Source organism: Crossiella sp. SN42 (assembly GCF_023897065.1).
GTDB lineage: Bacteria > Actinomycetota > Actinomycetes > Mycobacteriales > Pseudonocardiaceae > Crossiella.
Map to the genome: position 1 here is coordinate 117,018 of NZ_JAMHIV010000029.1, position 24,968 is coordinate 141,985.

Below are 24,968 nucleotides of genomic sequence, written 5' to 3' on the forward strand. Positions count from 1 at the left end.
GGGCCTGCGGCGCGGTGCGTCTCCTCTGACCTGGGCAGGCGATCTACGCGCCATGTCCCTTTCGAGTGTTCGACATGGGTCCATTGTGCAGGCCGGGGCCGATCGGCGACAGCCCCGGCAGCCTTGCCTCCGCCGGCGCTCAGGACGCGGTCGCGACCTTCCACAGGTGCCCGTCCGGATCGCTGAAGTACCCCGAGTACCCGCCCCACTCGGCCGCGGTCGGCTCGTTGACCACCGCGCCACCGGCGGCCACCGCGGCCTGGATGACCTCGTCCACCACCTCCCTGGAGTCGGTGATGAAGTGCAAGGAGGACCCGCGGAACCCGGAGCCCGCCGCGGGAACGCCGGCGTCCTTGGCCACGGCATCCCATTCGTAGAGCGCGAGCTTGATGCCGCCGTCGCCGAGCAGGCAGGTGGCGAAGCCGGGGTGGTCCAGTTCGAGTGTGCAGCCGAGGCCCTCGACGTAGAAGCGCTTGGCGCGCTCCACGTCCTGTATCCCGAGCATGATGGCGCTGACCTGCAACTTGGTGTTCATGCTGGTCACCATAGGTAGCGGGCGGGTGGCCGCGCTTCTTGAATCCTGACCGGTTGGGCCATCGACACCGCGCGCGGGCTGGGTCACGATCAGAGCCGGAAATCCCTCCACCAGAAGGGTGCCCGAGATGACAACGAGCAACATCTCCCGCCGGACCCTGCTGCGCGCCGCCGCCGCGCTCGGGGTGTCCGCGCCCCTGCTCGGCGCCTGCGTGACCGGCGGCGGCACCGGGGACGGGCCGGCTGCACGCGGGGAGCGGAGTCCGCAGAACCCGTTCGGGGTGAAGGCGGACGCGCCGCTGGAAGTGGTGGTCTTCAAGGGCGGCTACGGCGACGACTACGTCAAGGCGGCCGAGCAAGTCTACCGGCAGCGGTATCCGGGCGCGGCGATCGACCACAAGGGCATCCAGCAGGTCGGCGACGCGCTGCGGCCCCGGTTCGTGGCCAACACCCCGCCGGACGTGGTGGACAACACCGGCGCGGGCGCACTGGACCTCTCCGCGCTGGCCGCCGCCGGACAGTTGACCAACCTGGCCGAGCTGCTCGACGCCCCGTCCTGGGATGATCCGAACACCACCGTGCGGGCCACCCTGCTGCCGGGAGTGGTGGAGGACGGCAGCCGGGACGGGACCTGCGTGCACCTCAACTACACCTTCACCGTGTGGGGCCTGTGGTACTCCAAGTCCCTGTTCGACAAGCACGGCTGGACCTACCCGGCCACCTGGGACGCGATGCTCGCACTCTGCGCGGAGATCAAGAAGACCGGTGTCGCGCCGTGGACCTACCAGGGCAAGTACCCCGACTACGTCACCGACCCGCTGCTCACCATGGCCGCCAAGACCGGCGGCATGGACCTGATCAAGGCGCTGGACAACCTGGAACCGGGGGCCTGGCGGCAGGAGGCGGTGCGCGGCGCGGCCGAGGCCTTCGCCGAACTGGCCGGGCGGGGCTACCTGATGCCCGGCTCGGAAGCGTTGTCGCACACCGAGGCGCAGGCCGCCTGGTGCCAGGGCAAGGCGGCGTTCATCCCGTCCGGGTCCTGGCTGGAGAGCGAACAGCAGGCGGTCACCCCGCAGGGCTTCCAGATGACCATGGGCGTGGTGCCCGCGCGCACCACGTCGGACAAGCTGAAACCGGCCGCGGTGGAGGCCTCCAGCACCGAGTCCTACCTGGTCCCGGCCAAGGCGAAGAACGTGGCCGGCGGCCTGGAGTTCCTGCGGATGTTGTTCTCCCGCAACGCCTGCCGGGAGTTCGCGCGCACCGCGGGCACCCTGCCCTCGGTCGCGGGCGCCACCGACGGGCTGACCCTTTCCAGCGGCCTGGGCTCGGTGAGCGCCGCGGTCAACGCCGCGGGCGCCGAACTGGTCAGCTTCCGGCACCGCGGCTGGTATCCGGTGCTGCGCAAGGCGGCCGATGACGCGGTGGGTGAGCTGATCACCGGCAGGCTCAGCCCGGTGGCCTTCACCGAGCGGGTGCAGCAGGCGGCCGACGCGCTGGCCAAGGACGGCAGCGTCAAGAAGTACACCCGCTGATGGCGGGCCCGCGGCTCCGGCGGCGGGGCTCAGGGCAGGTCCGCCGGCTCTCGCGGGCGCGGCCGGGCGGACCCGCCCTGGGCTTCCTCGCCTGCGCCCTGCTGCCGGCGCTGGTGCTGCACGTGGTGTTCGTGCTGTCCCCGTACGCGCAGGCGTTCTACCTGTCGCTGACCGACTGGAACGGGGTCGGCGGCACCGCGCGGTTCGTCGGCCTGGCCAACTTCGCCCAGCTGGCCGAGGACTCGCTGTTCCTGGCCGGGGTGCGCAACAACCTGGTGCTGCTGCTGACCTTGCCGGTGGCCACTGTCGCGATTGGACTGTTCCTGGCCACCCTGCTCCGTTTCGGTGGCCGCAGCGGGCGCTCCGGGGTGCGCGGGGCCCGGTTCTACTCGATCGTGTTCTTCTTCCCGCAGCTGCTGTCGGTCTCGATCGTGGCCGTGCTGTGGGGTTTCGCCTACAACCCGAACAGCGGCCTGATCAACGGCGCGCTGCGCGCGGTCGGCCTGGACAGGCTGGCGCGCAGCTGGCTGGCCGAGCCGGGACTGGCGCTGTTCGCGGTGCTGGCGGTGCTGATCTGGTCCGGCGTGGGTTTCTACCTGGTGCTGTTCAGCGCGGCCATCGACGGCATCCCGCGCGAGTACTACGAGGCCGCACTGCTGGACGGGGCCGGCCGGTGGACCTCGTTCTGGCGGATCACCCTGCCGCTGCTGCGGGAGAACGTGCAGGTGGCTTTTGTCTACCTGGGCATGGCCGCGCTGGACGGGTTCGCGCTGGTGCAGATCATGACCGTGGGACCGGGCGGGCCCGACGGCGCGACCGAGGTGATCGGGCTGTCGCTGTACCGGACCGCCTTCAGCTACGGCAAGTTCGGCTACGCGGCCGCGATGGGCGTGGCGCTGTTCTTCGGCACCCTGGTCTTCGCGGTGCTGGCGCTGCGTGCGGGCCGCCGGGACCGGGTGGAGGTGGCATGAGAAGGATCCCGCTGCACCTGGCGCTGCTGTCCTGGACGCTGGTCACCGCGTTCCCGTTGCTGTGGGCGGTGCTCAGCGCGCTCAAGACCGACCGGGAGATCCTGTCCAGCCCGTGGTCGCTGCCGGAGAGTCCACAGTGGACGAACTTCGGCCGGGCCTGGACCGAGGCCGACATCGGCCGCTACTTCCTCAACTCCGCGGTCGTGGTCGGCGGCGCCCTCGCCCTGACCATGCTGCTCGGCTCGCTCGCCGCCTACGCCCTGGCCCGCTATCCCTTCCCCGGCAACCGGTTCGTCTACTACCTGTTCGTCGCCTCGATGTTCTTCCCCACCTTCCTGGCACTGGTGCCGCTGTTCTTCACCGTGCAGCAGCTGGGCCTGCTGGGCACCCAGCTCGGCCTGGTCCTGGTCTACACCGCCTTCGCCACCCCGTTCACCATCTTCTTCCTGCACGCCTTCTTCCGTGGCCTGCCCACCGCGATCGCCGAGGCCGCCTTCCTGGACGGCTGCTCGCACGCCGGGGTGTTCTTCCGGGTGATGCTGCCGATGGCCAAGCCGGGCCTGGTCTCGGTGGCCATCTTCAACTTCCTCGGCCTGTGGAACCAGTACCTGCTGCCCCTGGTGCTCAACCCCGACCCGGACGACTACGTGCTGGCCCAGGGCCTGGCCGCGCTGTCCACCAGCCAGGGCTACCGCGGCGACTGGAGCGGCCTGTTCGCCGGACTGACCATCGCGATGCTGCCGGTGCTGATCGCGTACGTGGTGTTCCAGCGCCAGATCCAAGCCGGCACCACCGCGGGCGCGCTGCGGTAGCGCGCCGGCCGGGCGGCACGCGGAGGGTTCGGCCCAGCGGTGTCGGGCGACCGCGACCCGTTGGGCGGGCACGGCTTTGGCGTCGGCGCGCTGCGCCACTGTCGGGGGTGGCCGTGTCGAACCACCGCGCCTCTAGGTGCCGCAGTCCTGGATCGGTGCGCCCGGTGGCGATACGGCATCCCAGGGAGGCCATCGGCCGGGCCACTGGTTGATGGTGCTGTGAACGTTGGACAGGTCGGCTTCGGGCAGCCGTTCCCTCCGCGCGTCGCCGGGGCTCCCGCTACACACCCCACAACACGGCGGTGGGGCTAGAGGGACCGGCGGAACCGCTCACCCAGATCGCTGAGGCGGGCCACGGGCTCGTTGGCGAAGACCAGGCGTAAGTAGTGCTCGCCGCTGGGGCCCCACCAGTTCATCGGGGTGGCCGCGATCCGGCCGTGTTCGAACAGGCGGCCGGAGAGCTCCTTTGGGGTGAGGCCAAGGGGGCGGGTGTCCAGTAACAGGGACCAGCCGCCGTGCGGGCGGATCACCGGGTAGCCGTCGAGTTGGGCGAGCATGGTCTCGCAGCGGCGTTGCCACTCGGCGGTCGCGGCGGCCACGTCGGACTCGGCGTCGGGGGCGGTCAGTGCGGCCGCGACTGCCTCCTGGGCCAGGCCGACCTGGGCGACCACGTTGGTCAGGCCCACCAGGCGGATGTCGGCCAGGATCGGGGCCGGGCCGACCACCCAGCCCACCCGCCAGCCGGTCATCCGCAGTTCCTTGGAGGCCGAGCCCACGGTGATCACCCGGTCGGCCAGGCCCTCGTGTGCGGCCGGGTGGCTTGGTGGCAGGCCGTCGAAGCGGATGCGTTCCATGGCCGCGTCGTAGATCAGCCAGGCGTTGTGGCGCGTGCAGGCCTCGGCCAGCGCGGCCCAGTGCCGGTGGTCCAGGACCAGGCCGCTGGGCATGGCCGGGGCCATCATCAGCACGGCGGCGGTGTCCGGGCCGACCGCGGCGGCCAGTGCGGCTGGGTCGACCTGCCAGCCTGCCGGGGTGGGCTCGGTGCGGACGAAGCGGGGGCGGCCGCCCGCCAGCCGGACCCGGTTGACCAGGCCCGCGTAGACCGGGTCGCACAGCACCACCTCCTGGCCCGGTTCCACCGTGGCCAGCAGGGTGTTGAGGATGCCGTTGAGGCCGCCGACCACGCTCACGCAGTCGGTGTCCGGGTCGTACTCGCGGCCGGCGAGGCGGCCGACGTGTGCCGCCGCGGCCGCGCGTAAGGAGTGCCTGCCCTGGAACGGGAGGTAGCTGTTGGCGGCGTCCTCCTCGATCGCCGATCTGGTGTGCGCCAAGGCGATGGCCGGTGGACGCAGGTCGGTGTCCAGGTTCTCCAGGCGCAGCAGGTCCGGGTCGGCGGTGGCGTCCGCCGCGTCGGCCAGCAGGTCCACCCCGATGCCGGGGATCTCCCGGAGCCGGCTCACCGTCATCACTCCTCCGTTCGTTGTGCTGGTACGTGGATACCACTATGCTGGTACGCATGGAGCTGACGCAAGTCGTCGGTGGGAACGTGCAGCGGCTGCGCTCGGCCGCCGGGATCTCGCTGGCGGACCTGGCCGCGGCCGCCGACATCAGCAAGACCACGCTGCACGGCATCGAGCAGGGGCAGGGCAATCCGACCCTGAGCACGCTGTGGGCGCTGGCCACCGCGCTGCGGGTGCCGCTCGGCGACCTGCTGGACCGGCCTGCCGTCGCAGTGGAGGTGGTGCGCGCCGCGGATGACCGGCCGGAGGTGCTGGGCGAGGCGGTCAGCGCCCGGCTGCTGCACCGGTTGCGGGCCCGCGGCACGGTGGAGATCTACGACATCGAGGTCGCCCAGGCCAGGCAGGACTCGCGCGCGCACGCGGCCGGGGTCCAGGAGTGCCTGGTGCTCACCAGCGGTGGCCTGACCACCGGTCCGGCCGACGCGCCGGTCGAGCTGGACGCGGGCGACTCGGTGCGCTTCGACGCCGCCCGTCCGCACCTCTACCAGGGGCGCACCGGCGCGGACCGGGCCGTGCTGGTGATGGTCTACCCGGAACCGGGGGAGTGACGTGGGTCACTGTGGACAACCTCGGTCGCATCGCCGGGGTGTGAGTGGCAGAAGCGAACGAGGGGGCATCGCATGGCATTCTCACCCGCCCGGATCCTGACCGGGGCGGTCGTGTTGTCGTTGCTGGCCAACGGGTTGGCCGTGGGCACGGCGAGCGCGGCGTCCGGGCCGGACATCCGCAGCACGGTCACCGTGCCGAGCGGTACCTACCTGGCCGGGGACCCGCTGACCGTCAAGCTCACCGTGACCAACGTCGGTGACCAGGGCGCCTACTACCTGCGCAAGCACGAACGCGCGATCTCCGGCACCGGGTTCCACATCGAGAACATGGCCGACTGGGGCGACCTCGGTCCCACCGGGCTGGGCGCGAGCTACCTGCCGGGGCAGACCAGGGAGTACACGCTGCGGGGCAGGCTCGGCCAGTTCAACGGCGACGCCCACTTCGCGCTGGGCCCGCTCTCGCCGCGCGACGTCAACCCCGCCGATGACCAGGGAACCGCGCTGGTGCGGGTGGTTCCGGCGGAGACCAAGGTGTCGGTCAGCGGACAGGTCTACGGCGACGCCGACCGGAGCGGCTCGCCGACGCCGGGGGAGGGGCTGGCCGGGGCCACCATGGCCCTGCGCGTGCAGGACGAGCTAGCGGTGCGCACCGCGGTCACCGACGCCGAGGGCCGCTACACCTTCCCCGAGGTGCCCGTGGGCACGCACGGCCTGTCGACGGCGAGCCTGCCGGACGGCTGGGTCAGCAACTTCTCGACCGCGCTGCGCCTGGACGGCTCGGTGCCCGACACGGTGGTGCCGGTCCGGGCGCTGCGCCCACTGTCGGAGTCGTTGCAAGCCAAGCTCACCTTGGACAAGGCGAGCTACCCGGCAGGCAGCGAGGGCGAGGTGACCGTCACCCTGACCAACATCAGCGCGCGGCCGCTGACCGGCGTCACCATCGCCTGCGACCGCGGCGACAACGGGCTCGCCCTGGACATCTCGGACCAGGCGTGGGGCGAGCTCGCCCACGACGCGGGGACCACCGTGCAGCCGGGCCAGACCAGGGAGTACCGGGCACGGGGGGCCGTGCGGCCGAAGAGCGCCGGGCGCGGCTTCGTGCACCAGGCCTGTGACTTCAGCCAGGGCGAGGAGTACAACGACGGCGAGCCCAGCGGAGACCCGCAGGCCAAGGTGACCGGGCTGGACGGTAGCGCCACCGGCGAGCTGTTCCAGGACGCCAACGGCAACGGCTCGCCGGACCCGGGGGAGGGGCTGGCGGACCGGGAGCTGCGGCTGACCGATGTGCACAACGGGCACGAGTTCACCGCCAGGACCGACGCTGCCGGGAAGTCGCGGGTGACCGGTCCGACCGGGCGCTACCGGCTGACCTCGCCCGGCTGCGACCTCGGCCAGGACAAGCTCATCGATGTGACGACGCCGGACTTCGACATCAACCAGTGGTTCGCGGCCTGCCGTCCGGCGCCCGTGCGCTGAAAAGATCAATGCCACCGCCTCCGCGGGAACTCCTGCGGAGGCGGTGGCCGACCTGATCGGCAGATTCCGGAATGGCACGCGGCGGTGCCTAGTAGGGCTTTGTTAGGTGTCGTTGATCTGGTGTGCGCTGGCCGGAACGGGTTGTCGGCAGGTGTAGCAGTGGCCAGTCCAGGCTGCGAGTAATCGTTGGAGGTAGCGCAGGACGCCATAGAGGGTCATGCCCGCGCAGGGGCTTTTGGGTTGTGGCGCAGCTGAGTGCAGATCGCCTGTGCGACCGAGGCGAGGGTGGCGTGCCGGTGCCAGCCGAGCCAGGAGCGGCCTTCGAAGTGGTCCAGGCCCAGGCCGTCTTTGAGTTCGCGGTAGTCGTGCTCGACACGCCAACGGATCTTGGCCAGCTTAACCATGTCCCGCAGGTGGATGTCGGCGGGCAGGGTGGACAACCAGTAGTCGGTGGGCTCGGCGGCCCCGGTGGGCCACTCGGCCAGCAGCCAGCACTCCGGGAGGCTGCCGTCGGGGCCGCGGGGGATGTTGCGGTTGGCCGGGCGGACTCGCAGCGCGAGGAACCGCGAGCGCATGCCCGCGGTCGGGTTGCCGCTGGTCTTGCGGGAACCGTGACGCCAGAGCACGAACCGCCCTGCTGAGCGCCCGGCACGGGTGACCAGGGTCTTGACGGTGACGGGTTTGTCCGGGTAGGTCGTCTTCACCGGCGGGCGGCCAGTGCCGGACCAGGTCGGTGGGACCGGAGCTGACTCGCCCGGGTGGACGCTGGTGGAGGCCGAGACCGCCAGCACGTAGGTCAGGCCGCGGTCGGTCAGCCCGTGGCGGAAGGCGGTGGCATCGCCGTAGGCGGCATCGGCGGCCACCGGCCGCGGCGGCATGCCCCAGTCGATGGTTTCGTCGATCATGTCCAGCGCCAGCCGCCACTTCTCCCGGTGCCGCGCCTCATCGGGAATCGCGCAGCGGGCCCGTTTCCGCGAGATCTCCGCCGCCGCGTACTCGTCCTCAGCCTGGGTCTCGTCCCAGGAGACGGGCAGGAACAACCGCCAGTCCACCGCCGTGGAGGCCCAGTCGGTGACCGCGTGCACGCTGACCCCGATCTGACAGTTGCCGCGTTTGCCCAATGCCCCGCAATACATCCGGGCCACACCCGGCGATGACGTCCCGTCCTTGGGAAAGCCGGTGTCGTCGATGACCAGCGCATCCGGGTCAACGAACCCTGCGGCCCACACCGCCAGCCGTCGCCGGACCTCGATGGGGGACCACGTCGAGGTGGTGAGGAACTGCTGGAGTTGTTGGTGGTCGACACCCAGGCGCCCGGCCATGGGCTGCATTGACTTGCGCTTGCCGTCCAGCAGCAGCCCGCGCAGATACAGCTCGCCCTTCCCGCGCTGGTCACGGCGGTCGAACCCGCCGAACATCTCTGCGGCGAATCCCTCGATCACTGGGCGAACCTCGGCCATCTCCTCCGGCGTCACCAACCCAGAAGATCACACCTGTGCCAACACCTAACAAAGCCCTACTAGGCCAGTGCGCCCGCGCACGTGGTGTTCTTCGGTGGCAGGTGGCCGGTGGTCAGGTAGCGGTGCACGTGGGCACGGACGCAGGGATTGCCGTCCACGTACAGCGCGTGGTCGCCCTCGGCGGTGAGATAGCGGGCACCGGGGAGCTGGCCGGCGAGGTGCCGTCCCCACTCGGGCGGGGTGTTGTCGTCGTACTCGCCGCCCGCGATCAGGACCGGCGGCACCCCGTCGAAGTGCGGGCGGTGTGGCGGGAACGTCCCGGCCTGGGGGAGCCGCGCGCAGTTCATGGCCCAGATCCAGGCCTGCCGCCAGCCCAGTCGTGGCGCCACCGCACGCAGCGAGGTCTCCAGCGTTCGCACCGCGTGGTAGTCGCCGGGGTAGGGAAAGTCCGCGCAGGTGGCGATCCGCATCGCGCCGGGGCCGGGCGGGAACACCAGCTTCTGGGCGAGTTTCGTGGCGTCGCCGGCATGTGCCTCGGCGAGCGCCGCGGCGAACGCCGGCCATCGTCGGGCCGACTTGACGTCGGCTCGCGCGACGACCTGGGTGGCGCTGACCGTGCTGCCCGGTCCGGCTCCGGGTGCGGGGATCGGCTGCCGCGCGGCTCGGTCGATGACCTCGTCCCACACGGTCAGCACGTCGCGGCCGTGCAGCGCGCAGTTCGACTCCCGTGCGCACCAGTCGGCGAACCGGTGCAGGCTGCGCTCATTCGCCGCGGCGCGCTGGCCGAGCCAGTCCGGCAGCGAGGTGTTGGTGTGGTCCATGACGCTGTCCAGGTACATCCGGCCGGCCCGGCGCGGGAACAACTCCAGGTAGGCCTGGGCGTACACCGTGCCGTAGGAGTTGCCGAAGTAGTGCAGTTTCCGCTCGCCCAGCGCCGCGCGGATCGCCTCCAGGTCGTGTGCGACCTGCCAGGCGTTGAGCTTGCCGGCCAGCGGTCCCGCCGCGGGGGCGCACTCCTGGCCGAAGCGGCCGTTGCGGTCGGCGTGTGCCTCGTAGGCGACCTGGTCCGGGAACACGTAGTCGGCCTCGGCGGGCGCCGGAAGCGGGCACACAATGCCACTGCTCGCTTCGAACCCACGCGGATCGAAGAGGACGACGTCGAACAACTCGGTCAACTCCGCGAACCGGTCCCGCAGGCCCGGCTGGCGGAACGCGGAGATCTGCGCCTGCGGGCCGCCGAGGTTGATCACCAGGACACCGCGTTTGCGCGCGTCGTCACGGGCGGGCAGCTTCGCCAGGCCGAGGGTGATCCGGGCACTGTCCGGACGAGCCCAGTCCGACGGCACCGTCATCGCAGCGCACCGCAAGCCGTCCCCGCAGTCCACGAAGGACAGCTCACCACCGGACTCCTGGGCAGCCGCCGGCGTCGTTCCCGCCACCGCGCCAAGGACGGTGAGCAGCACGCAGGCCGCCTTGATCATCTTCTGCATGCCCCCAGCCTGTCGGTGCGGGAGGGGAGCCGCGTCTGCCTTTCGACAGATCTTCGGCCACGTCATCGGGGCACGTTCAGCAGGCCGTGTTCGTAGGCGTAGATCACCAGGTGCACCCGGGTGCGCAGGCCGAGCTTGGCCAGCACCCGCGCCACGTGGGTCTTCACCGTGCCCTCGCCGACGGTGAGGGCACGGGCGATCTCGGCGTTGCTCAGCCCGCGCGCCACGTGCAGCAGCACCTCGTGCTCACGAGGCGTGAGCAGGTCCAGCCCAGCCGGTGCGCGCCGGGGCGCGATCTCGGCGAACCGGCGGATGGTGCGGCGGGTGACCTGCGGGTCGATCAGCCCCTGTCCCTTCGCCACCGCGCGGACCGCGTCGATGAGCAGCGCTGGTTCGCTGTCCTTGAGCACGAACCCCGCCGCGCCGGCCTGGAGCGCGCCGAAAAGATACTCGTCGACGTCGAAGGTGGTCAGCGCGACGACAGCGGGCGCTGGATTGACCGACTCGGCGATCCGGCGGATGGCGGCCAGTCCGTCCAGCCGGGGCATCCGCAGGTCGAGCACCACCACGTCCACCCCTAGCCACCGGGCCTTCTCGACGGCTTCGGCGCCGTCGCCGGCCTCGTCCACCACCTCGATGTCCGGTTCGGCGTCGAGGACCAGGCGCAGGGCCCAGCGCGCCGGTTCCTGGTCGTCGGCGATCAGTGTGCGGATCATGGCCGCTCCCGCAGTGGCAGCCGGGCTTGGACGAGCCAGCCACTCGGCTGGTTCGGCGCGATCTCCAGGGTGCCGCCGAGCAGCCGGGTCCGCTCGCGCATGCCGCGCAGCCCGGCGCCTTCGGCCGGGGCGCCGGGTGTGCTGGAGCCGTTGTCCGCCACGGTGATCACGACGGCGTCCGGGGTGTGCTGGACGCGCAGGTCCACGTGGGTCGCGTCGGAGTGCCGCAGCGCGTTGGTGAGGGCCTCCTGGGCCAGCCGGTAGCCGGCGTGGTCGAGCAGCGGTGGCAGGGGCGCCGCGCCGTCTCTGGTGAGGGTGACAGTGCGGTTCGGGCCGGTGGCGTGGTCCACCAGGGCGTCCAGGTCGGCCAGTGCGGCGCCGTTGCTGGGCAGGGTGGCCAGGACGTCCCGGATCTCGGTGAGCGCGGTGGCCGAGGACTCGGCGATCGAGGCCAGCGCCTGGTCGGCGACCGGGGGAAGATCACGGGTGACGTGCCGGACGGCGGTGGCCTGCATCCGGATCACCGTGAGGTGGTGGCCGACGGCGTCGTGCACCTCGCGGGCGATGCGGGCGTGCTCCTCGGCGCCTGCGCGGCGGGTCTCCTCCTGGTAGAGGCGGGTGGCCGCCTCGGCGCGGTCGCGGTGCAGGCGCAGGGCATAGCCCACGGCGACCGGGGCGAGGCAGAGCAGGACCAGGTCGGTGAAGGTGGCGGTGGCCCCTGGCGGCCGGACCCCGGCCACGGACAGCACGAGGGAGCAGCCCACCGAGCACCCGAGCACCAGCGGATGCGGCCGGTGGTAGGCGGCGGAGGCGAACGCGGCCATGGCGACCAGGCGACCGGGCCAGTCCGGCTGGGCGATGACGACGGCGAGCGCGGCGGAGGCGAGCGCGGCGGTCAGCGGGAAGCGGCGGCGCAGCAGCAGGGGAGCGGCCACCACGACCGATGCGGTGAGCATGGCGAGCGGGCTCGTCGAGCTGTGTTCGATCAGCCCGAGGACCAGCACGACGACCGCCGCCGCGCCGGCGAAGAGCGCATCGCCTCCGATGGTGTCGCGAACCCGTTCCGGGGTCCCCGCGGCGTGCCCAAGCACCCGGCGGTCAGCCATGCCACCGTTGTACACGTCCTGATCAGCCCGGCGCGCCGCACCGCGCGTCCGGCGCCGGCAACGCCCCGGTCCACAGGTAGCGGTGCACGTGGTCCCGGACGCAGGCGTTGCCCCGCAGGTAGAGCGCGTGGTTGCCCGCGGTGGGCAGGTACGTGCCGCGCAGCTGCGCCGCGACCCGACGGCCGTGCTCGGCGGGCGTCAACGGGTCGTGCTCGCCGTTGGCGATGAGCACCCGGGGCATCGCGGACAGCGCGGCCGGCGGGTTGAGCCCCACCCGGGGCACGCCAGAGCAGTGCCCGGTGACCTGCCACGGGGTCTTCGCCCAGCCCAGCCGGGGCGCGACCGCCCGCAACCGGTCCTCCAGCCGCCGCACCGTCGCGAAGTCGTCCTGGTGCGGGAAGTCCGCGCAGAACGCCGTGCGGGCCAGGCCGAAGTCGGGCGGACCGGGCCGCGGTGTCAGCGCCGACAGGTCGCCGGCCTCGGCCTGGGCGAGCCCGGCGGTCAAGGTGGGCCAGATCCGGTCGTCGCCGATCCGGGCCCCGGCCCAGCTGAGGACCGCGGACGCGTCCACGGCCGGCATCGACAGCACGCGGTCCCACACGGCGAGCACGTCCCGGCCGTGCAGCGCGCAGCCGGCGTTCCCGGCGCACCACCGCGCCATCCGGTGCAGGTTGTGCTCGGCGGTCACGGCACCGGCTCGCGCCCAGTCAGCCGGGTCGCGCCGGGTGTGGTCCAGCACGCTGTCCAGGTACATCCGCCCGACCCGGTGGCCGAACAGCGCGGCGTAGGCCTGCCCGTACACCGTGCCGTACGAACTGCCGAAGTAGTTGAGCCTGCGCTCACCCAGCCTGCCCCGGATGGCGTCCAGATCGTGTGCGACCTGGCGAGCGTTGAGCCGGCCCCGGTACGCGCCCATGGCATCCGCGCAGTCCACCGCGAACCGCTCGTTGGCGGCGGTGTGCTCACGGTGGGCGGACTCGGTCACCGGCGCGGGCATGGGGGCAGGGTTCGCGGTCGGACACCGCACGCCCATGCCACGCGGGTCGAACACCACGACGTCGAACCGCGCGGCGAGGTCGGCGAACTGGTCGCGGTACCCGGGAAACCCGAAGTTCGGGATGACCGCCGCGGGCCCGCCGGGGTTGACCAGGAGAACGCCGAGTTTCCGGTCCCGGGCTGGGATCTTGAGCAGCGGGATCGCGACCCGCGAGCCGTCGGCCGGGCTGGTCCAGTCGGCGGGGACCTGGACCTCGGCGCACCACAACCCGTCGTGGCACTCCCGCCACGCCGGTCCTTCGTCCGCGGTGGCGGTCCCGGCGCCCGCGGCGAACAGACCGGCTGCGACCACAAGCTTGAACAGCGCTTTCATGCCCCGATTCGATCACCCGGCTCGGGCCGGCGCGTCTGCCTTTCGACAGACCTTTGCCCGCAAACAACAACGGCGGTGGCCGAGTGGCCACCGCCGTTCTGGTTGGTCAAGCGCTCAGTGGACGGGCGTGGCCGCCGCGCTCTTGCCGGAGGAGCGGACGAACAGCGCACCGACGAAGGCCGCCACGCCGATGCCGCCTGCCACCATGAACGCCAGGTGCAGGCCGTCCACGTCCGGGCTGGTCGAGCCGGGCGCGCTGCCCAGGGTGGACACGGTGATGAACACCGCGGTGCCGAGCGCGCCCGCGACCTGCTGCAGCGTGGCCAGGATGGCGCTGCCGTGCGAGTAGAGCTGCTCGGGCAGCGAGGACAGGCTCTCGGTCATCAGCGGGGTCATCATCAGGCCGAGGCCGATCATCAGCAGCACGTGGATGCCGATCACCGCGACCAGCGGCGAGCCGGGGCCGAGCGCGGAGAACAGCCAGATGGCCACCGCCATGGCCGCCGCGCCGGGGATGACCAGCGGGCGGGCGCCGACCTTGTCGAACAGCTTGCCCACCGGGCGGCCGAGCAGGCCGAGGACCAGGCCGCCGGGCAGCACCGCGAGGCCGCTGACGAAGGTCGAGGTCTTCAGCACGGTCTGCAGGTACAGCGGCAGCATGATCGCGCCGACGCCGATCAGGCAGATGAACAGCAGCGCGGAGAGCACCAGCCCGATGACGTAGCGGTGGTGGGTGAACGGCCGCAGGTCCAGCAGCGCCCGGTCCTCCCGCTGCAACCGCAGCTGCCGCCAGCCGAAGATCAGCAGCGAGATCACGCCGATGACCACCGACAGCCACGGCGGCACCGGCGCGTGCCCGCCGGCGGACTCGCCGGAGGAGGACAGCCCGTACAGCACGCCGCCGAAGCCGATCGCGGACAGGAACACCGAGAGCACGTCCAGCGGCACCAGCCGGGTCTCGCTCTCCACCTTCAGCAGCAGCGCGCCGGTCACCAGCGCGGCGATGGCCAGCGGCAGCACGATCAGGAACATCCAGCGCCAGCCCAGCCAGTTGAGCACCGCGCCGCCGATGGTCGGCCCGATGGCCGGGGCCACTGCGATCACGATGCTGATGGTGCCCATGGTCGCGCCGCGCCGCTCCGGCGGCACCAGGCGCATCACCGTGGTCATCAGCAGCGGGATCATCACCGCGGTGCCCATGGCCTGCACGATCCGGCCGGCCAGCAGCACCTCGAAGCCGGGCGCGACACCGGAGAGCAGCGTGCCGAGGCTGAACAGCGAGAGCGAGACCAGGAAGACCTGGCGCGGGGTGAAGCGTTCGAGCAGGAAGCCGGTGGTCGGGATGACCACGGCCATGGTGAGCAGGAAGCCGCTGGTCAGCCACTGCACGGTGGTGGTCGGCACCTTGAGGTCGACGGTGAGGTCCCGCAGCGCGACGCTCATGATCGTCTCATTGAGGATCATCACGAAGGCCGAGGCGACCAGTACTCCGATCAGGAGCCCGGTGCGCGCTGGAGCTTGCTCCTGGCGCGGTTCGGAAATGGCGGTACTGCTTGACATCGGTGGGGCTCCCGGCGGGTCTGAGCCAGTGGCGATCAGGACAGCGGCTGGGGAGGCAAGCGTGTTCGGCCCCCCAGCTTCACTCAGTTAGGGTAACCGGTTTCGCGGTGGCAATCCCCTGATTAAGCGGCCGGCGGAAACGAGTCACCGGTCACAGCCGAGGGGAATATTGAGCGAGTGCTCAAAGACTCGGTTACCGTTGCGGCATGCGCATCGTGATCCCCGGCGGAGCCGGTCACATCGGCGAGTTCCTCGGTCGCGACCTGGCCGCGCTCGGGCACGAGGTGGTGGTGCTGAGCAGGCGGCCGGTGGCCGTTCCCGGCATCCGTCAGGTGCGCTGGGACGGCCGCACGCCAGGCCCGTGGACGCGGGAGATCGACGGCTGCGACGCGGTGGTCAACCTGGCCGGGCGCAGCGTGAGCTGCCGCTACACCGCGGCCAACCTGCGCGAGATGATGGCCTCCCGGATCGACTCCACCAGGGCCGTCGGCGCGGCCATCGCGCAGGCCGCCAGCCCGCCGCCGGTCTGGTTGCAGATGAGCACCGCCACCATCTACGCGCACCGCTTCGACCGCGCCAACGACGAGGCCACCGGCGAGATCGGCGGCGCCGAACCCGGTGTGCCCGGCTACTGGGCCTACAGCGTGGAGATCGCCAAGCGCTGGGAGGCCGCCCAGCGGGAGGCGGACACCCCGCACACCCGCAAGCTCGCCCTGCGCACCGCCATCGTGATGAGCCCCGGCCGCGGCGGCGCCTTCCACGCGCTGCGCCGGATGACCCAGCTCGGCCTGGGCGGCCCGGTCGCCGGCGGCAGGCAGTGGCTGTCCTGGATCCACGGGCGGGACCTGGTGCGCGCGGTGCGGTTCCTGCTGGACCGGCCGGAGCTGAGCGGCCCGGTCAACCTCGCGGCGCCGCATCCGCTGCCGCAACGGGAGTTCATCCGCGAGCTGCGCGCCGCTCAGCGGATCCCGGTCGGGCTGCCCGCGACCCGGTGGATGGCCGAGCTGGGCGCCTTCGCCATCCGCTCCGACACCGAGCTGCTGCTCAAGAGCCGTCGGGTGGTGCCGGGCAGGCTGCTGGCGGCGGGCTTCGAGTTCGACTTCCCGGACTGGCCCTCGGCCGCGGCGGACCTGCTGCGGACCTCGGGTCAGCGCTCGGCCGGCTGAGCGGCGATGCCGTCGTACATCAGCCGCCGCACCGCCTCGCTGAGCTTGCGCTGGTGCTCGCCCTCCGGCTTGCGCAGCGAGGACAGCGCGGAGGCCAGGATCATGCCGGTGATCGCGCTGGCGGTGTTGTCCACGTCCAGGTCGGCGCGCAGGTAGCCCAGCTCGACGCCGTGGGTGAGGTAGCCGGCGGTCAGCGCGGTGGCCAGGTCGAAGAAGTCCAGCACCCGGTCGGCCATGGCCTTGTCGATGCCCGCGGCCTCGAACAGCAGCAGGCGCGGCACCCGGGAGTCCTGCTGGAAGATCCGGGCCAGCGACTCGCCGATCCGCGCGGTCTGCGCCCGGTAACCGTCCAAAGTGGACACCGCATCGGGCGCGTTCTCCTCGGTGAGCGCGGTTTTGATTCGGTCGATCAGGTCGTCGATGACGTGGTCGACGATGTCCCGCTTGTTCTGGAAGTAGCGGTAGAAGGTGCCGTGCCCGATGCCGAGGCGGGTGGCGATGTCGGCGATCGCGGTCGCGTGGTACCCGCGTTCGGCGAAGCAGTCGAAGGCCGCGTCGATGATCTCGCGGCGCAGCTCCTGCTTCTTCCGCTCGGCCCGGCTGGGCGAGGTGGCACTGGACGTCATGGTCGCAGTCTATTGTCGCCACCGCGGGAATGACATATCGTTCCGCTAGTGACATCCCATTCCGCTACGGAGGGTCACCTATGGCCGCGCAGTACGACGCCGTGATCGTGGGAGCCGGTTTTGGCGGCATGGGCGCCGCGATCCAGCTGAAACGGCTCGGCTTCCACCGGCTGCTGATCCTGGAGCGGGAGGACGACCTCGGCGGCACCTGGCACGTCAACCGCTACCCGGGCCTCGCGGTGGACATCCCGTCCTCCACCTACTCCTACTCCTTCGAGCCCAACCCGCACTGGTCCCGGCTGTTCGCCCCCGGCGCCGAGCTCAAGCGCTACGCCGAGCACGTGGCCGACAAGTACGACCTGCGCTCCGCGATGCGCTTCGGCGCCGTGGTCACCGGCGCGTACTGGGAGGACGCGGAGACCCACTGGCGGGTGACGATCGCGGGCGGGGAGAGCGTCACGGCCCGGTACCTGCTCACCGCGACCGGTTTCCTCTCCCAGCCGAAGGTGCCCGACATCGAGGGCATCGACTCCTTCGGCGGCAAGGTCATCCACACCACCGCCTGGGACGACAGTTACGACCTGACCGGCAAGCGGGCGGCCATCATCGGCACCGGCGCGACCGCGGTGCAGCTGATCCCCGAGGTGGCCAAGCTCGCCGCCGAGCTGACCGTCTACCAGCGCACCCCGATCTGGGTCAGCGCCAAGCCCGACTACCGCATCCCGGCGGCGGTCCGGCGGCTGTTCGCGGCCTTCCCGCCTGCCCAGCGCGCGGTGCGGCTGATCGGCAGCGCGGTGCTGGAACTGCTGATGATCACCGGCGTGGTGCACTACCGGCGGCTGCGGATCGCCAACCGGCTGGCCGAGCGGTCCTGCCGCGCGCACCTGCGCCGCCAGGTGCCCGACCCGGAGCTGCGCCGCAAGCTCACCCCGGACTACTCCTTCGGCTGCAAGCGGCCGACCTTCTCCAACACCTACTTCCGCGCCTTCACCCGCCCGCACGTGCACCTGGAGACGACCAGGATCGAGCGGGTCGACGAGCGCGGCATCGTCACCGCGGACGGCCGCCGCACCGACATCGACGTGCTGCTGCTGGCCACCGGCTTCAACCTGTGGGACGTCAACTTCCCGGCCATCGAGATCATCGGCCGGGACGGCAAGAACCTGGGCAAGTGGTGGCGGGAGAACCGGTTCCAGGCCTACGAGGGCGTGACCGTGCCCGGCTTCCCCAACTTCGTCTCGCTGAACAGCCCGTACTCCTACAGCGGCCTGTCCTACTTCACCACCATCGAGTGCCAGATGAAGCACATGGACCGGCTGTTCACCGCGATGCGCAAGCGCGGCGCGCAGGTCTTCGAGGTCACCGAGCAGGCCAACGAGCGGTTCCTGGCCCGGATGACCGACCGGGTGGGCGACTCGGTGTTCGCCCTCGGCCAGTGCGCCACCGCGAACAGCTACTACTTCAACCAGCACGGCGAGGCCACCCTGCTCCGCCCGACCTCCACCGTGAACGCGCACCGCGAAGCCTCCCGCTTCCCGCTCTCGGACTACTCCTATGCCTAGGCGCGGACTCGCGATCGGCTGCGGCGGCACCCTCGGCTTCGCCTGGACCGCCATCGCACTGCAAGCGGTGCAACGGCAACTCGACTGGGACCCGCGCACCGCCGAGGTCCTGCTCGGCACCTCGGCAGGCTCGGAAATGGTGGCGCTGCTGGGTTCCGGCCGTTCCGCCGACGACATCGTGGCCGCCCTCGACGGCGGCACCGAGGACCCGGTGCTCGCCCGGCACCTGGCCCACCACCCTGGAAAACGGCCACCGCTGCCCCGCCTGGGCTGGCCCGCGCGCGGACTGCTGGCGCGCGGCGAGCTCGACCCGACCGCGCGGTTGGCCGGACTGTTGCCCAGAGGCGGTGGTGACGCGGGCTGGCTGCGCGAGCTCGGGGCCCGGCTCGCCGACGAACGGCGCGCGGACGAGCAGAGCGCGAGCGTCGGTGACTGGGTCGCGCACCCGGCCACCTGGATCGTGGCCGCCGACGCCAGCACCGGCGCCAGGGTCGCCTTCGGCTCGCCGGAAGCGCCCAAAGCCGGTCTGGGGCAGGCGATCGCCGCGTCCTGGGCCATCCCCGGCTGGTTCCCGCCGGTGCTCATCGCCGGCCGGCACTACCTGGACGGCGGCACGGTCTCCTCGGTCTCCGCCGACCTGCTCGCCCCGCTCGAACTGGACGAGCTGGTCGTGCTGGCCCCGATGACCAGCGAACAGCCGGCCCCGGCCACCGGCCTGTCCCGCCTGGAACGCCTGCTGCGCCGCCGGATGACCCTCGGCCTCAACCGCGAACTCCGGAAGTTGCGCGGCACCAAGGTGATCCGTGTCGAACCGGGACCTGCCGAACTGGCCGCGATGGGCTTCAACTTCATGGACCCGCGCCGCGTCCAGTCCACAGTGGACGCTGCCCGCTCACACGCGCCCGACCGCGTGCGCGCGGCGATCACCAGGGGAGTCGCGGCGTGACCCGCTACCCGCCGCTGGACCTGCGCGGGGCCACGGTCGCGATCACCGGTGGCGCGCAGGGCATCGGCCGTGCCACCGCGGCAGCGTTCGCCAGCCAGGGCGCCAGGGTGGCCATCGGCGACCTGGACCTGGCGCTGGCCAAGAAGACCGCGGCCGAGCTGGGCGGCACCGCGCACCACCTTGACGTCCGCGACCAGGACTCCTTCCGCGCCTTCCTGGCCGAGGCCGCCGACGGCGAGCTGGCCGTGCTGGTCAACAACGCCGGTGTGATGCCCAACGGCGGCTTCCTGGACCTGGACGAGCGGGTCAACCGGCTGATGGTGGAGGTCAACCTGTTCGGCGTGGTGCACGGCATGCGCCTGGCCCTGCCCGGCATGCTGGCCCGCGGCCGCGGCCACATCGTCAACATCGCCTCGCTGGCAGGGAAGTTCCCGGTGCCGGGACTGGCCATGTACAACGCGAGCAAGTTCGCCGTGGTCGGCCTCAGCGCCGCCACCCGCCGCGAGTACGCCAGCCGCGGCGTCAGCATCAGCACCGTGCTCCCTTCCGCGGTGGACACCGCCCTGTCCAGCGGTCTGGACATGAAGCCCATCCCCAAGGTCACCCCCGAGGCCATCGCCGCCGCCGTGCTGCGCTCGGTGCGGACCCGCCGGGCCGAGATCGCGGTGCCCCGCTACGTCGGCGCGCTCGCGGCGGCCGCCTCGATCACCCCCGAACCGGTGCTCAACGCCATCCGCGGGCTGTTCCGCGACGACCGCGCACTGCGCCCGGACAGCCCGGACCGGGTGGCCTACCGCGCCAGGCTCAATGAGCGGGAAGGCCGCTGAGCAACTGCGAACCCGGCGCGCCCGACGTGGGAAGGTAGCCCCATGGGGACCACCGAGGTGCGGTTGTGCGAGATCACCGAGGAGAACCGGGACGCGGTGTGCGCGCTGCGCGTGCGGCCCGACCAGGAGCAGTTCGTCGCCTCGGTGACCCAGTCGCTGGCGGATGCCGCCGCGGCCCCGGAGGCCGAGCCCTGGTACCGGGCGGTCTACGCCGGGGACGAGCCGGTCGGGTTCGTGATGCTCAGCTGGGACGTGCCGCCCGGCCGTCCCGGCGTCCTCGGCCGGTACTTCCTGTGGCGGCTGCTGATCGACCACCGGCACCAGCGGCGCGGCTACGGCGAGCAGGTGCTGCGGCTGGTGGTGGCGCTCGTCCGGGCGGACAGGGGCACCGAGCTGCTCACCAGCTACCTGCCGAGGGAGGGGGAGCCGTGGCCGTTCTACCGGCGGTTCGGCTTCGAGCTCACCGGCGAGGTCGACGACGGGGAGCTCGTGCTGCGGCTGCCGATCGGTCCGCCTGCGTGACCGCGGTGGCCACGGACCCGCTTGGCGAGTCCGTGGCCACCGCGTTGGTCAGGCGGCCTGGTACGGGCCGGCCATCGGTTCCTGGCTGGCCGTCTCGGCCGCGCCGGGCTTCTCGGTCGCCGGGCAGGACAGGCCCCGCTTCGGCGGCTTGAGGTTGATCAGGTACTCGTCCACCGCCGCGTTCACGCACGGGCTCGGACCGGTCTGCCGGTAGGCGGTGTGGCCCCAGCCCTCATAGGTGATCAGGTGGGCGCCGCTCTGCCTGGCCGCGGTCACGTTCCACTCGTACACGGTGGCCGGGTCGTGGATGTTGCCGATCATCACCAGCGGCGGCGCGTTGCGGATCTCCAGGCGGCGCTGCGGGTTGGTGGTCTTGGTGCCGCTGTTCACGCAGGTCAGCGCGTGGTCGACGTAGGGGGTCCACTCGACGTTGCTGAACTGGCGGGACAGCCGGTCGCGCAGGCGCTGGTACTCGGCGTAGTCGCGCACCGGGTAGCTCCAGTCGCTGCACCAGATCGACGGGTACGGCACGTTGGCCACCGGGCCGGCCAGGGCCTCCAGCGCCTCGGAGCCGGAGCCGTCCTTGAGGTTGCGCAGCGCGGTGGCCAGGTGGCTCCAGTTCGCCGGGCGGGTGACGCCGAAGGCCTGACCGGCCAGCTGGTAGAAGTCCACCGGCTTGCCGCCGGAGCCGATCAGCGTGCCCGCCTTGGCCTTGGCCTTGAGCTCGGCGTAGACCTTCTTGGTGTCCTGGCCGTGGAGCGCGCAGGTCGCGGTGGTGTCACACCAGTTGGCGAACTTGACGAAGCCCAGCTCGACCGGCGCGGTCTCGCTGCGCATGAAGTCCCACGCGGTCTTCAGGCTGTGGTCCATGTTGCCGTCGAGCACCAGCGCGCGGACCCGGTGCGGGAACTTCTCCGCGTACTGCTGGCCCATCAGGCTGCCGTAGGAGTAGCCGACGTAGGTCAGCTTCTGCTCGCCCAGCGCGGCCCGGATGGCGTCCATGTCCCGGACGGTGTTCAGGTTGTCCACGTGGTCGGCGAGCTTGCCGGAGTTGGCCCGGCAGCTGTCGTGCAGCTGGCGGTTCAACCCGGCCAACTTGTCGAAGTCGGCCTGGCTGGTGGGGTGCCGCGCCGCGGTGGCCTGGCTGGCCAGGTCGCGGTCGCAGAGCAGCTTGCTGCTGGTGTTGATCCCGCGCGGGTCGAAGCCGACCTGGTCGAAGCGCTCGCGGGCGGCCTCGGTGAACTGCTCGCTCGACTTCACCGAGCCGACGCCGGAGCCGCCGGGGCCGCCCGGGTCCATCAGGATCGCGCCGATGCGTTTGGCCGGGTCCTTGGCCTTGCGCCGGGCCAGCCCGATCTGGATCTTGTCACCGGCGGGCTTGGCCCAGTCCACCGGGACGTCGATGGTCGCGCAGTCGACGCCCGCGGCGTCCGGACAGGGCTGCCAGTTGACCGAGGGCGCCGGTGCGGCCGAGGCCACGCCCGGCGCCACGACCGCGCCGGATACGGCCAGCGCGCCGGCGACCAACGTCAACAGGGTCCGATTACGTGTGGTAGCAGGTCTCACACGACCCGATACTGCCCACAAGGGCGGCGCACCGCCAGAAAGATCAGGGTAATCCCAGGGTCAGCGCTCGCCGAGCTGCCACTCCGGCCGCACGTAGTGGCAGGTGTAGCCGTTCGGGTAGCGCTCCAGGTAGTCCTGGTGCTCCGGCTCGGCCTGCCAGAAGTCCCCCGCCTGGGTGACCTCGGTGACCACCTTGCCCGGCCACTTGCCGGAGGCGTCCACCTCGGCGATGACCTGCTCGGCGACGCGCTTCTGCTCCTCGTCCAGGTAGAAGATGGCCGAGCGGTAGCTGGCGCCGATGTCGTTGCCCTGCCGGTTGCGGGTGCTCGGGTCGTGGATCTGGAAGAAGAACTCCAGGATCTGCCGGTAGCTCAGCTGGGCCGGGTCGAAGACGATCTCGATGGCCTCGGCGTGGCTGCCGTGGTTGCGGTAGGTCGCGTTGGGCACGTCGCCGCCGGTGTAGCCGACCCGGGTGGTGAGCACGCCGGGGTGCCTGCGGAACAGGTCCTGCATGCCCCAGAAGCAGCCACCGGCCAGCACGGCCTTCTCACTCGCCGCGGTCATGTTCTCGCTCCGCTCTCTTCGCTCGTCTCGCCACCAGGCACAACACCGGCCCTTCGCGCGATCATCCCGGTTATGACCAGCAGCACCACCCCGAGCACGGCCAGGGCCAGGCTCATCAAGTATGCGGTGCGGTAGCCGAGCTGGTGGGCCAGGCCGAGCAGCGGACCGGCGAGCATGCCACCGGCGGTCAGCGTGTTGGAGTACAGCGTGGTGGTGAACCCCGGCCGGTCCGGAGCCAGCGACTGGAAGTAGGAGATGCCCACGCCCATCAGCGCCGAGACCACCACCGCGTTGAGCGCCTGGGCCGCGGCGACCTGCCAGGTGGCCACGGTGGCCGCCATGCCAGCCTGGTACACCACCGAGACCACCGCGCCGAGCAGCATGATCCGCCGCTGGTCCAGCTTCACCGCGAGCAGCCCGAAGCCCAGCATCAGCGGGATCTCCAGGGCCGCGCACAGCCCGAGGATCAGGCCGGCGTCGGCCTCGGTGCCGCCCAGGTCCGTGGTCACGTACAGCGGCAGCGCCTTGCCACCCAGCGACAGCGCGCCCTGCAACGCGGCCACGGCCAGCACCGCGCACACCAGCTGCGGCCGCGCCGGACCGCCTGCCCCACCGGCCGGCCGGGCGGGTGTGCTGCCGCCGAGCTCCGGCAGCCGGAGGGTGAACACCGCCACCAGCAGGTAGAACCCGGCGCTGGCCAGGTAGAGCCCGGTGTACCCGGCCCAGGACACCAGCAGCGCGGCCAGCGGCGGCCCGCCCACCCAGGCCAGCGAGATCACCGTGCGCAGGCTGCTGATCACCACCGGCGCCCTGGCCGACCCGCTGCGCTGCACGGCCTGCCGCGCGTAGGCGAACATCTGCGCCAGCACCGAGGAGGCCACCGCGAGCAGGGTCACCGAGATGCCGAGCAGCACCCAGTAGTCGCGCACCACGGCGAAGGCCAGCGAGCCCAGCGCGCCCGCCAGCGAGCCGGCCACCAGCAGGTTGCGCCGGATCGCCCGCCGGTCGGACAGCCTGCCGAGGAACGCGCTTACCACCAGCCCCGCCAACGGCATGACCAGCAGGAAGCCGCCAAGACCCACCGGGCCGACACCGACCTGGGTGGTCAGGAACAGCCCGAAGAACGGCATCGCCAGCGCGACGGCCAGGCCCACCGAGATGCTCACCGAGGCCAGCGGGAGCAGCGAGCGGAAGGTCAGCGGTACGGGGGTCTCGCTGGTGAGCGTCACCCGGTCATCCTCGACCGGCCGGTCGGCCGGGCCGTAGCCATTTCCCAGGATGTGAGCCACGCCGCGCCCCCGTTGATCACCTGGTTTGTCGGGCCTTGCTCGTAGGCTGGCGGCCACTGGCGAGGCGAGGAGACAGCGGTGGCGGAGACGACGGTGGCCGAGCTGCGAGCCGAGCTGGCCGCGCTCGAGGACCCGAAGATGCGCGCGGTGAACGAGAAGCACGGCGACGACCACGGGGTGAACCTGGGCAAGCTGCGCGCGATCGCCAAGCGGCTGAAGACCCAGCAGGACCTGGCCCGCGAGCTCTGGGCCACCGGCGACACCGCGGCCAGGCTGCTGGCGCTGCTGATCTGCCGCCCGAAGGCCTTCGGCCGGGACGAGCTGGACGCCATGCTGCGCGAGGCGCGCACCCCCAAGGTGCACGACTGGCTGGTGAACTACGTGGTGAAGAAGGGCCCGCACGCCGAGGGGCTGCGCCAGGCCTGGTTCGCCGACCCCGACCCGGTGGTGGCCAGCGCGGGCTGGGCGCTGACCAGCGAACGCGTGGTCAAGAAGCCCGAGGGCCTCGACCTGTCCGGCCTGCTCGACCTTATCGAGGCGCGGATGAAGGACGCCCCGGACCGGTTGCAGTGGGCGATGAACCACTGCCTGGCCCAGATCGGCATCGAGCACGCCGAGCACCGCGCCCGCGCGCTGGACATCGGGGAGCGTCTTGAGGTGCTCAAGGACTACCCGACCCCGCCGAACTGCACCTCGCCGTTCGCACCCAGCTGGATCAACGAGATGGTGCGCCGCCAGGACGCGCACTAGGTCGTGTCCTCACAGTCCCGCCCGCGGTAGCCGCGCCGGTTCGGCCGCTGGCGGCA

Annotated in this window: 23 protein-coding genes; 11 read left to right on the top strand and 12 right to left on the bottom strand. The window is 71.6% G+C overall.

What is annotated here, in order from left to right:
* Window positions 1–139 precede the first annotated feature (139 nt).
* Window positions 140–535 (bottom strand): VOC family protein, encoded by a 396-nt coding sequence (locus tag M8C13_RS31500; RefSeq protein WP_252484391.1) that lies wholly within the window; start codon window positions 533–535, stop codon window positions 140–142.
* Window positions 536–662: 127 nt separating this feature from the next.
* Here M8C13_RS31500 and ngcE point away from each other — a divergent pair, with 127 nt between their 5' ends.
* Genes ngcE through M8C13_RS31515 form a run of 3 tightly spaced genes read left to right on the top strand, consistent with a single transcriptional unit; the run spans window position 663 to window position 3,849 of the window.
* Window positions 663–2,066, top strand: a complete 1,404-nt coding sequence (gene ngcE / locus M8C13_RS31505) for an N-acetylglucosamine/diacetylchitobiose ABC transporter substrate-binding protein (protein ID WP_252484392.1) — start codon at window positions 663–665, stop codon at window positions 2,064–2,066.
* Window positions 2,066–3,037: a carbohydrate ABC transporter permease gene (locus tag M8C13_RS31510; RefSeq protein ID WP_252484393.1), complete on the top strand. Its 972-nt coding sequence runs from the start codon at window positions 2,066–2,068 to the stop codon at window positions 3,035–3,037. The genes ngcE and M8C13_RS31510 overlap by 1 nt, the downstream gene beginning before the upstream one ends.
* The gene (locus M8C13_RS31515; protein WP_252484394.1) at window positions 3,034–3,849 is read left to right on the top strand and encodes a carbohydrate ABC transporter permease; all 816 of its coding nucleotides are present in this window, start codon (window positions 3,034–3,036) and stop codon (window positions 3,847–3,849) included. Before M8C13_RS31510 ends, M8C13_RS31515 begins: the two co-directional genes overlap by 4 nt.
* Window positions 3,850–4,157: 308 nt before the next feature.
* Here M8C13_RS31515 and M8C13_RS31520 read toward each other — a convergent pair whose 3' ends face one another.
* The gene (locus M8C13_RS31520; RefSeq protein WP_252484395.1) at window positions 4,158–5,315 is read right to left on the bottom strand and encodes a pyridoxal phosphate-dependent aminotransferase; all 1,158 of its coding nucleotides are present in this window, start codon (window positions 5,313–5,315) and stop codon (window positions 4,158–4,160) included.
* Between the two features lie 50 nt (window positions 5,316–5,365).
* Between M8C13_RS31520 and M8C13_RS31525 the strand changes: the two genes are divergently transcribed.
* Together M8C13_RS31525 and M8C13_RS31530 are read left to right on the top strand one after the other, a co-directional pair.
* Complete coding sequence (locus M8C13_RS31525; protein ID WP_252484396.1) at window positions 5,366–5,917, top strand: helix-turn-helix domain-containing protein; 552 nt, start codon at window positions 5,366–5,368, stop codon at window positions 5,915–5,917.
* Between the two features lie 72 nt (window positions 5,918–5,989).
* Window positions 5,990–7,393 (top strand): carboxypeptidase-like regulatory domain-containing protein, encoded by a 1,404-nt coding sequence (locus M8C13_RS31530; protein WP_252484397.1) that lies wholly within the window; start codon window positions 5,990–5,992, stop codon window positions 7,391–7,393.
* 215 nt (window positions 7,394–7,608) lie between these two features.
* On the opposite strand, the gene M8C13_RS31535 is transcribed toward M8C13_RS31530, so the two are convergent.
* The 6 genes from M8C13_RS31535 to M8C13_RS31560 all read right to left on the bottom strand — a co-directional run bounded on the left by M8C13_RS31535 (window position 7,609) and on the right by M8C13_RS31560 (window position 15,094).
* Entirely contained in the window at window positions 7,609–8,868 is a 1,260-nt protein-coding gene (locus M8C13_RS31535; protein ID WP_374213211.1) for an IS701 family transposase, read from the bottom strand.
* Window positions 8,869–8,912: 44 nt separating this feature from the next.
* Window positions 8,913–10,343 (bottom strand): alpha/beta hydrolase, encoded by a 1,431-nt coding sequence (locus tag M8C13_RS31540; protein ID WP_252484398.1) that lies wholly within the window; start codon window positions 10,341–10,343, stop codon window positions 8,913–8,915.
* A gap of 62 nt (window positions 10,344–10,405) precedes the next feature.
* A complete protein-coding gene (locus M8C13_RS31545; protein WP_252484399.1) occupies window positions 10,406–11,059 on the bottom strand; it encodes a response regulator transcription factor in 654 nt (217 codons plus the stop codon).
* Window positions 11,056–12,165: a sensor histidine kinase gene (locus M8C13_RS31550; RefSeq protein WP_252484400.1), complete on the bottom strand. Its 1,110-nt coding sequence runs from the start codon at window positions 12,163–12,165 to the stop codon at window positions 11,056–11,058. Before M8C13_RS31550 ends, M8C13_RS31545 begins: the two co-directional genes overlap by 4 nt.
* A 22-nt stretch (window positions 12,166–12,187) precedes the next feature.
* A complete protein-coding gene (locus M8C13_RS31555; RefSeq protein ID WP_252484401.1) occupies window positions 12,188–13,534 on the bottom strand; it encodes an alpha/beta fold hydrolase in 1,347 nt (448 codons plus the stop codon).
* Window positions 13,535–13,648: 114 nt separating this feature from the next.
* The gene (locus M8C13_RS31560; RefSeq protein WP_252484402.1) at window positions 13,649–15,094 is read right to left on the bottom strand and encodes an MDR family MFS transporter; all 1,446 of its coding nucleotides are present in this window, start codon (window positions 15,092–15,094) and stop codon (window positions 13,649–13,651) included.
* Between the two features lie 206 nt (window positions 15,095–15,300).
* On the opposite strand from M8C13_RS31560, the gene M8C13_RS31565 reads away from it, so the two are divergent.
* On the top strand, window positions 15,301–16,260 hold the full coding sequence (locus M8C13_RS31565; protein ID WP_252484403.1) for a TIGR01777 family oxidoreductase: 960 nt from the start codon (window positions 15,301–15,303) through the stop codon (window positions 16,258–16,260).
* On the opposite strand, the gene M8C13_RS31570 is transcribed toward M8C13_RS31565, so the two are convergent.
* Window positions 16,242–16,886 carry a TetR/AcrR family transcriptional regulator gene (locus M8C13_RS31570; protein ID WP_252484404.1) on the bottom strand — a complete coding sequence of 215 codons (645 nt, stop codon included), beginning with the start codon at window positions 16,884–16,886 and terminating at the stop codon, window positions 16,242–16,244. The two genes, M8C13_RS31565 and M8C13_RS31570, sit on opposite strands and share 19 nt — an antisense overlap.
* 80 nt (window positions 16,887–16,966) lie before the next feature.
* On the opposite strand from M8C13_RS31570, the gene M8C13_RS31575 reads away from it, so the two are divergent.
* Genes M8C13_RS31575 through M8C13_RS31590 form a run of 4 tightly spaced genes read left to right on the top strand, consistent with a single transcriptional unit; the run spans window position 16,967 to window position 20,743 of the window.
* Entirely contained in the window at window positions 16,967–18,448 is a 1,482-nt protein-coding gene (locus tag M8C13_RS31575) for an NAD(P)/FAD-dependent oxidoreductase (protein ID WP_252484405.1), read from the top strand.
* Window positions 18,441–19,394, top strand: coding sequence for a patatin-like phospholipase family protein (locus M8C13_RS31580; protein WP_252484406.1), 954 nt, complete (start codon window positions 18,441–18,443; stop codon window positions 19,392–19,394). The genes M8C13_RS31575 and M8C13_RS31580 overlap by 8 nt, the downstream gene beginning before the upstream one ends.
* Window positions 19,391–20,221, top strand: coding sequence for an SDR family oxidoreductase (locus tag M8C13_RS31585; RefSeq protein ID WP_252484407.1), 831 nt, complete (start codon window positions 19,391–19,393; stop codon window positions 20,219–20,221). The genes M8C13_RS31580 and M8C13_RS31585 overlap by 4 nt, the downstream gene beginning before the upstream one ends.
* 42 nt (window positions 20,222–20,263) lie before the next feature.
* Window positions 20,264–20,743: a GNAT family N-acetyltransferase gene (locus tag M8C13_RS31590; protein ID WP_252484408.1), complete on the top strand. Its 480-nt coding sequence runs from the start codon at window positions 20,264–20,266 to the stop codon at window positions 20,741–20,743.
* A gap of 48 nt (window positions 20,744–20,791) precedes the next feature.
* Here M8C13_RS31590 and M8C13_RS31595 read toward each other — a convergent pair whose 3' ends face one another.
* The 3 genes from M8C13_RS31595 to M8C13_RS31605 all read right to left on the bottom strand — a co-directional run bounded on the left by M8C13_RS31595 (window position 20,792) and on the right by M8C13_RS31605 (window position 24,162).
* Window positions 20,792–22,276 (bottom strand): alpha/beta hydrolase, encoded by a 1,485-nt coding sequence (locus tag M8C13_RS31595; protein WP_252484409.1) that lies wholly within the window; start codon window positions 22,274–22,276, stop codon window positions 20,792–20,794.
* A 93-nt stretch (window positions 22,277–22,369) separates the two neighbouring features.
* Window positions 22,370–22,873, bottom strand: a complete 504-nt coding sequence (gene msrA, locus M8C13_RS31600) for a peptide-methionine (S)-S-oxide reductase MsrA (RefSeq protein WP_252484410.1) — start codon at window positions 22,871–22,873, stop codon at window positions 22,370–22,372.
* Window positions 22,870–24,162, bottom strand: coding sequence for a sugar efflux transporter (locus tag M8C13_RS31605; protein WP_252484411.1), 1,293 nt, complete (start codon window positions 24,160–24,162; stop codon window positions 22,870–22,872). Before M8C13_RS31605 ends, msrA begins: the two co-directional genes overlap by 4 nt.
* Before the next feature lie 78 nt (window positions 24,163–24,240).
* Between M8C13_RS31605 and M8C13_RS31610 the strand changes: the two genes are divergently transcribed.
* A complete protein-coding gene (locus tag M8C13_RS31610; protein WP_252484412.1) occupies window positions 24,241–24,912 on the top strand; it encodes a DNA alkylation repair protein in 672 nt (223 codons plus the stop codon).
* The last annotated feature ends 56 nt before the right edge of the window (window positions 24,913–24,968 follow it).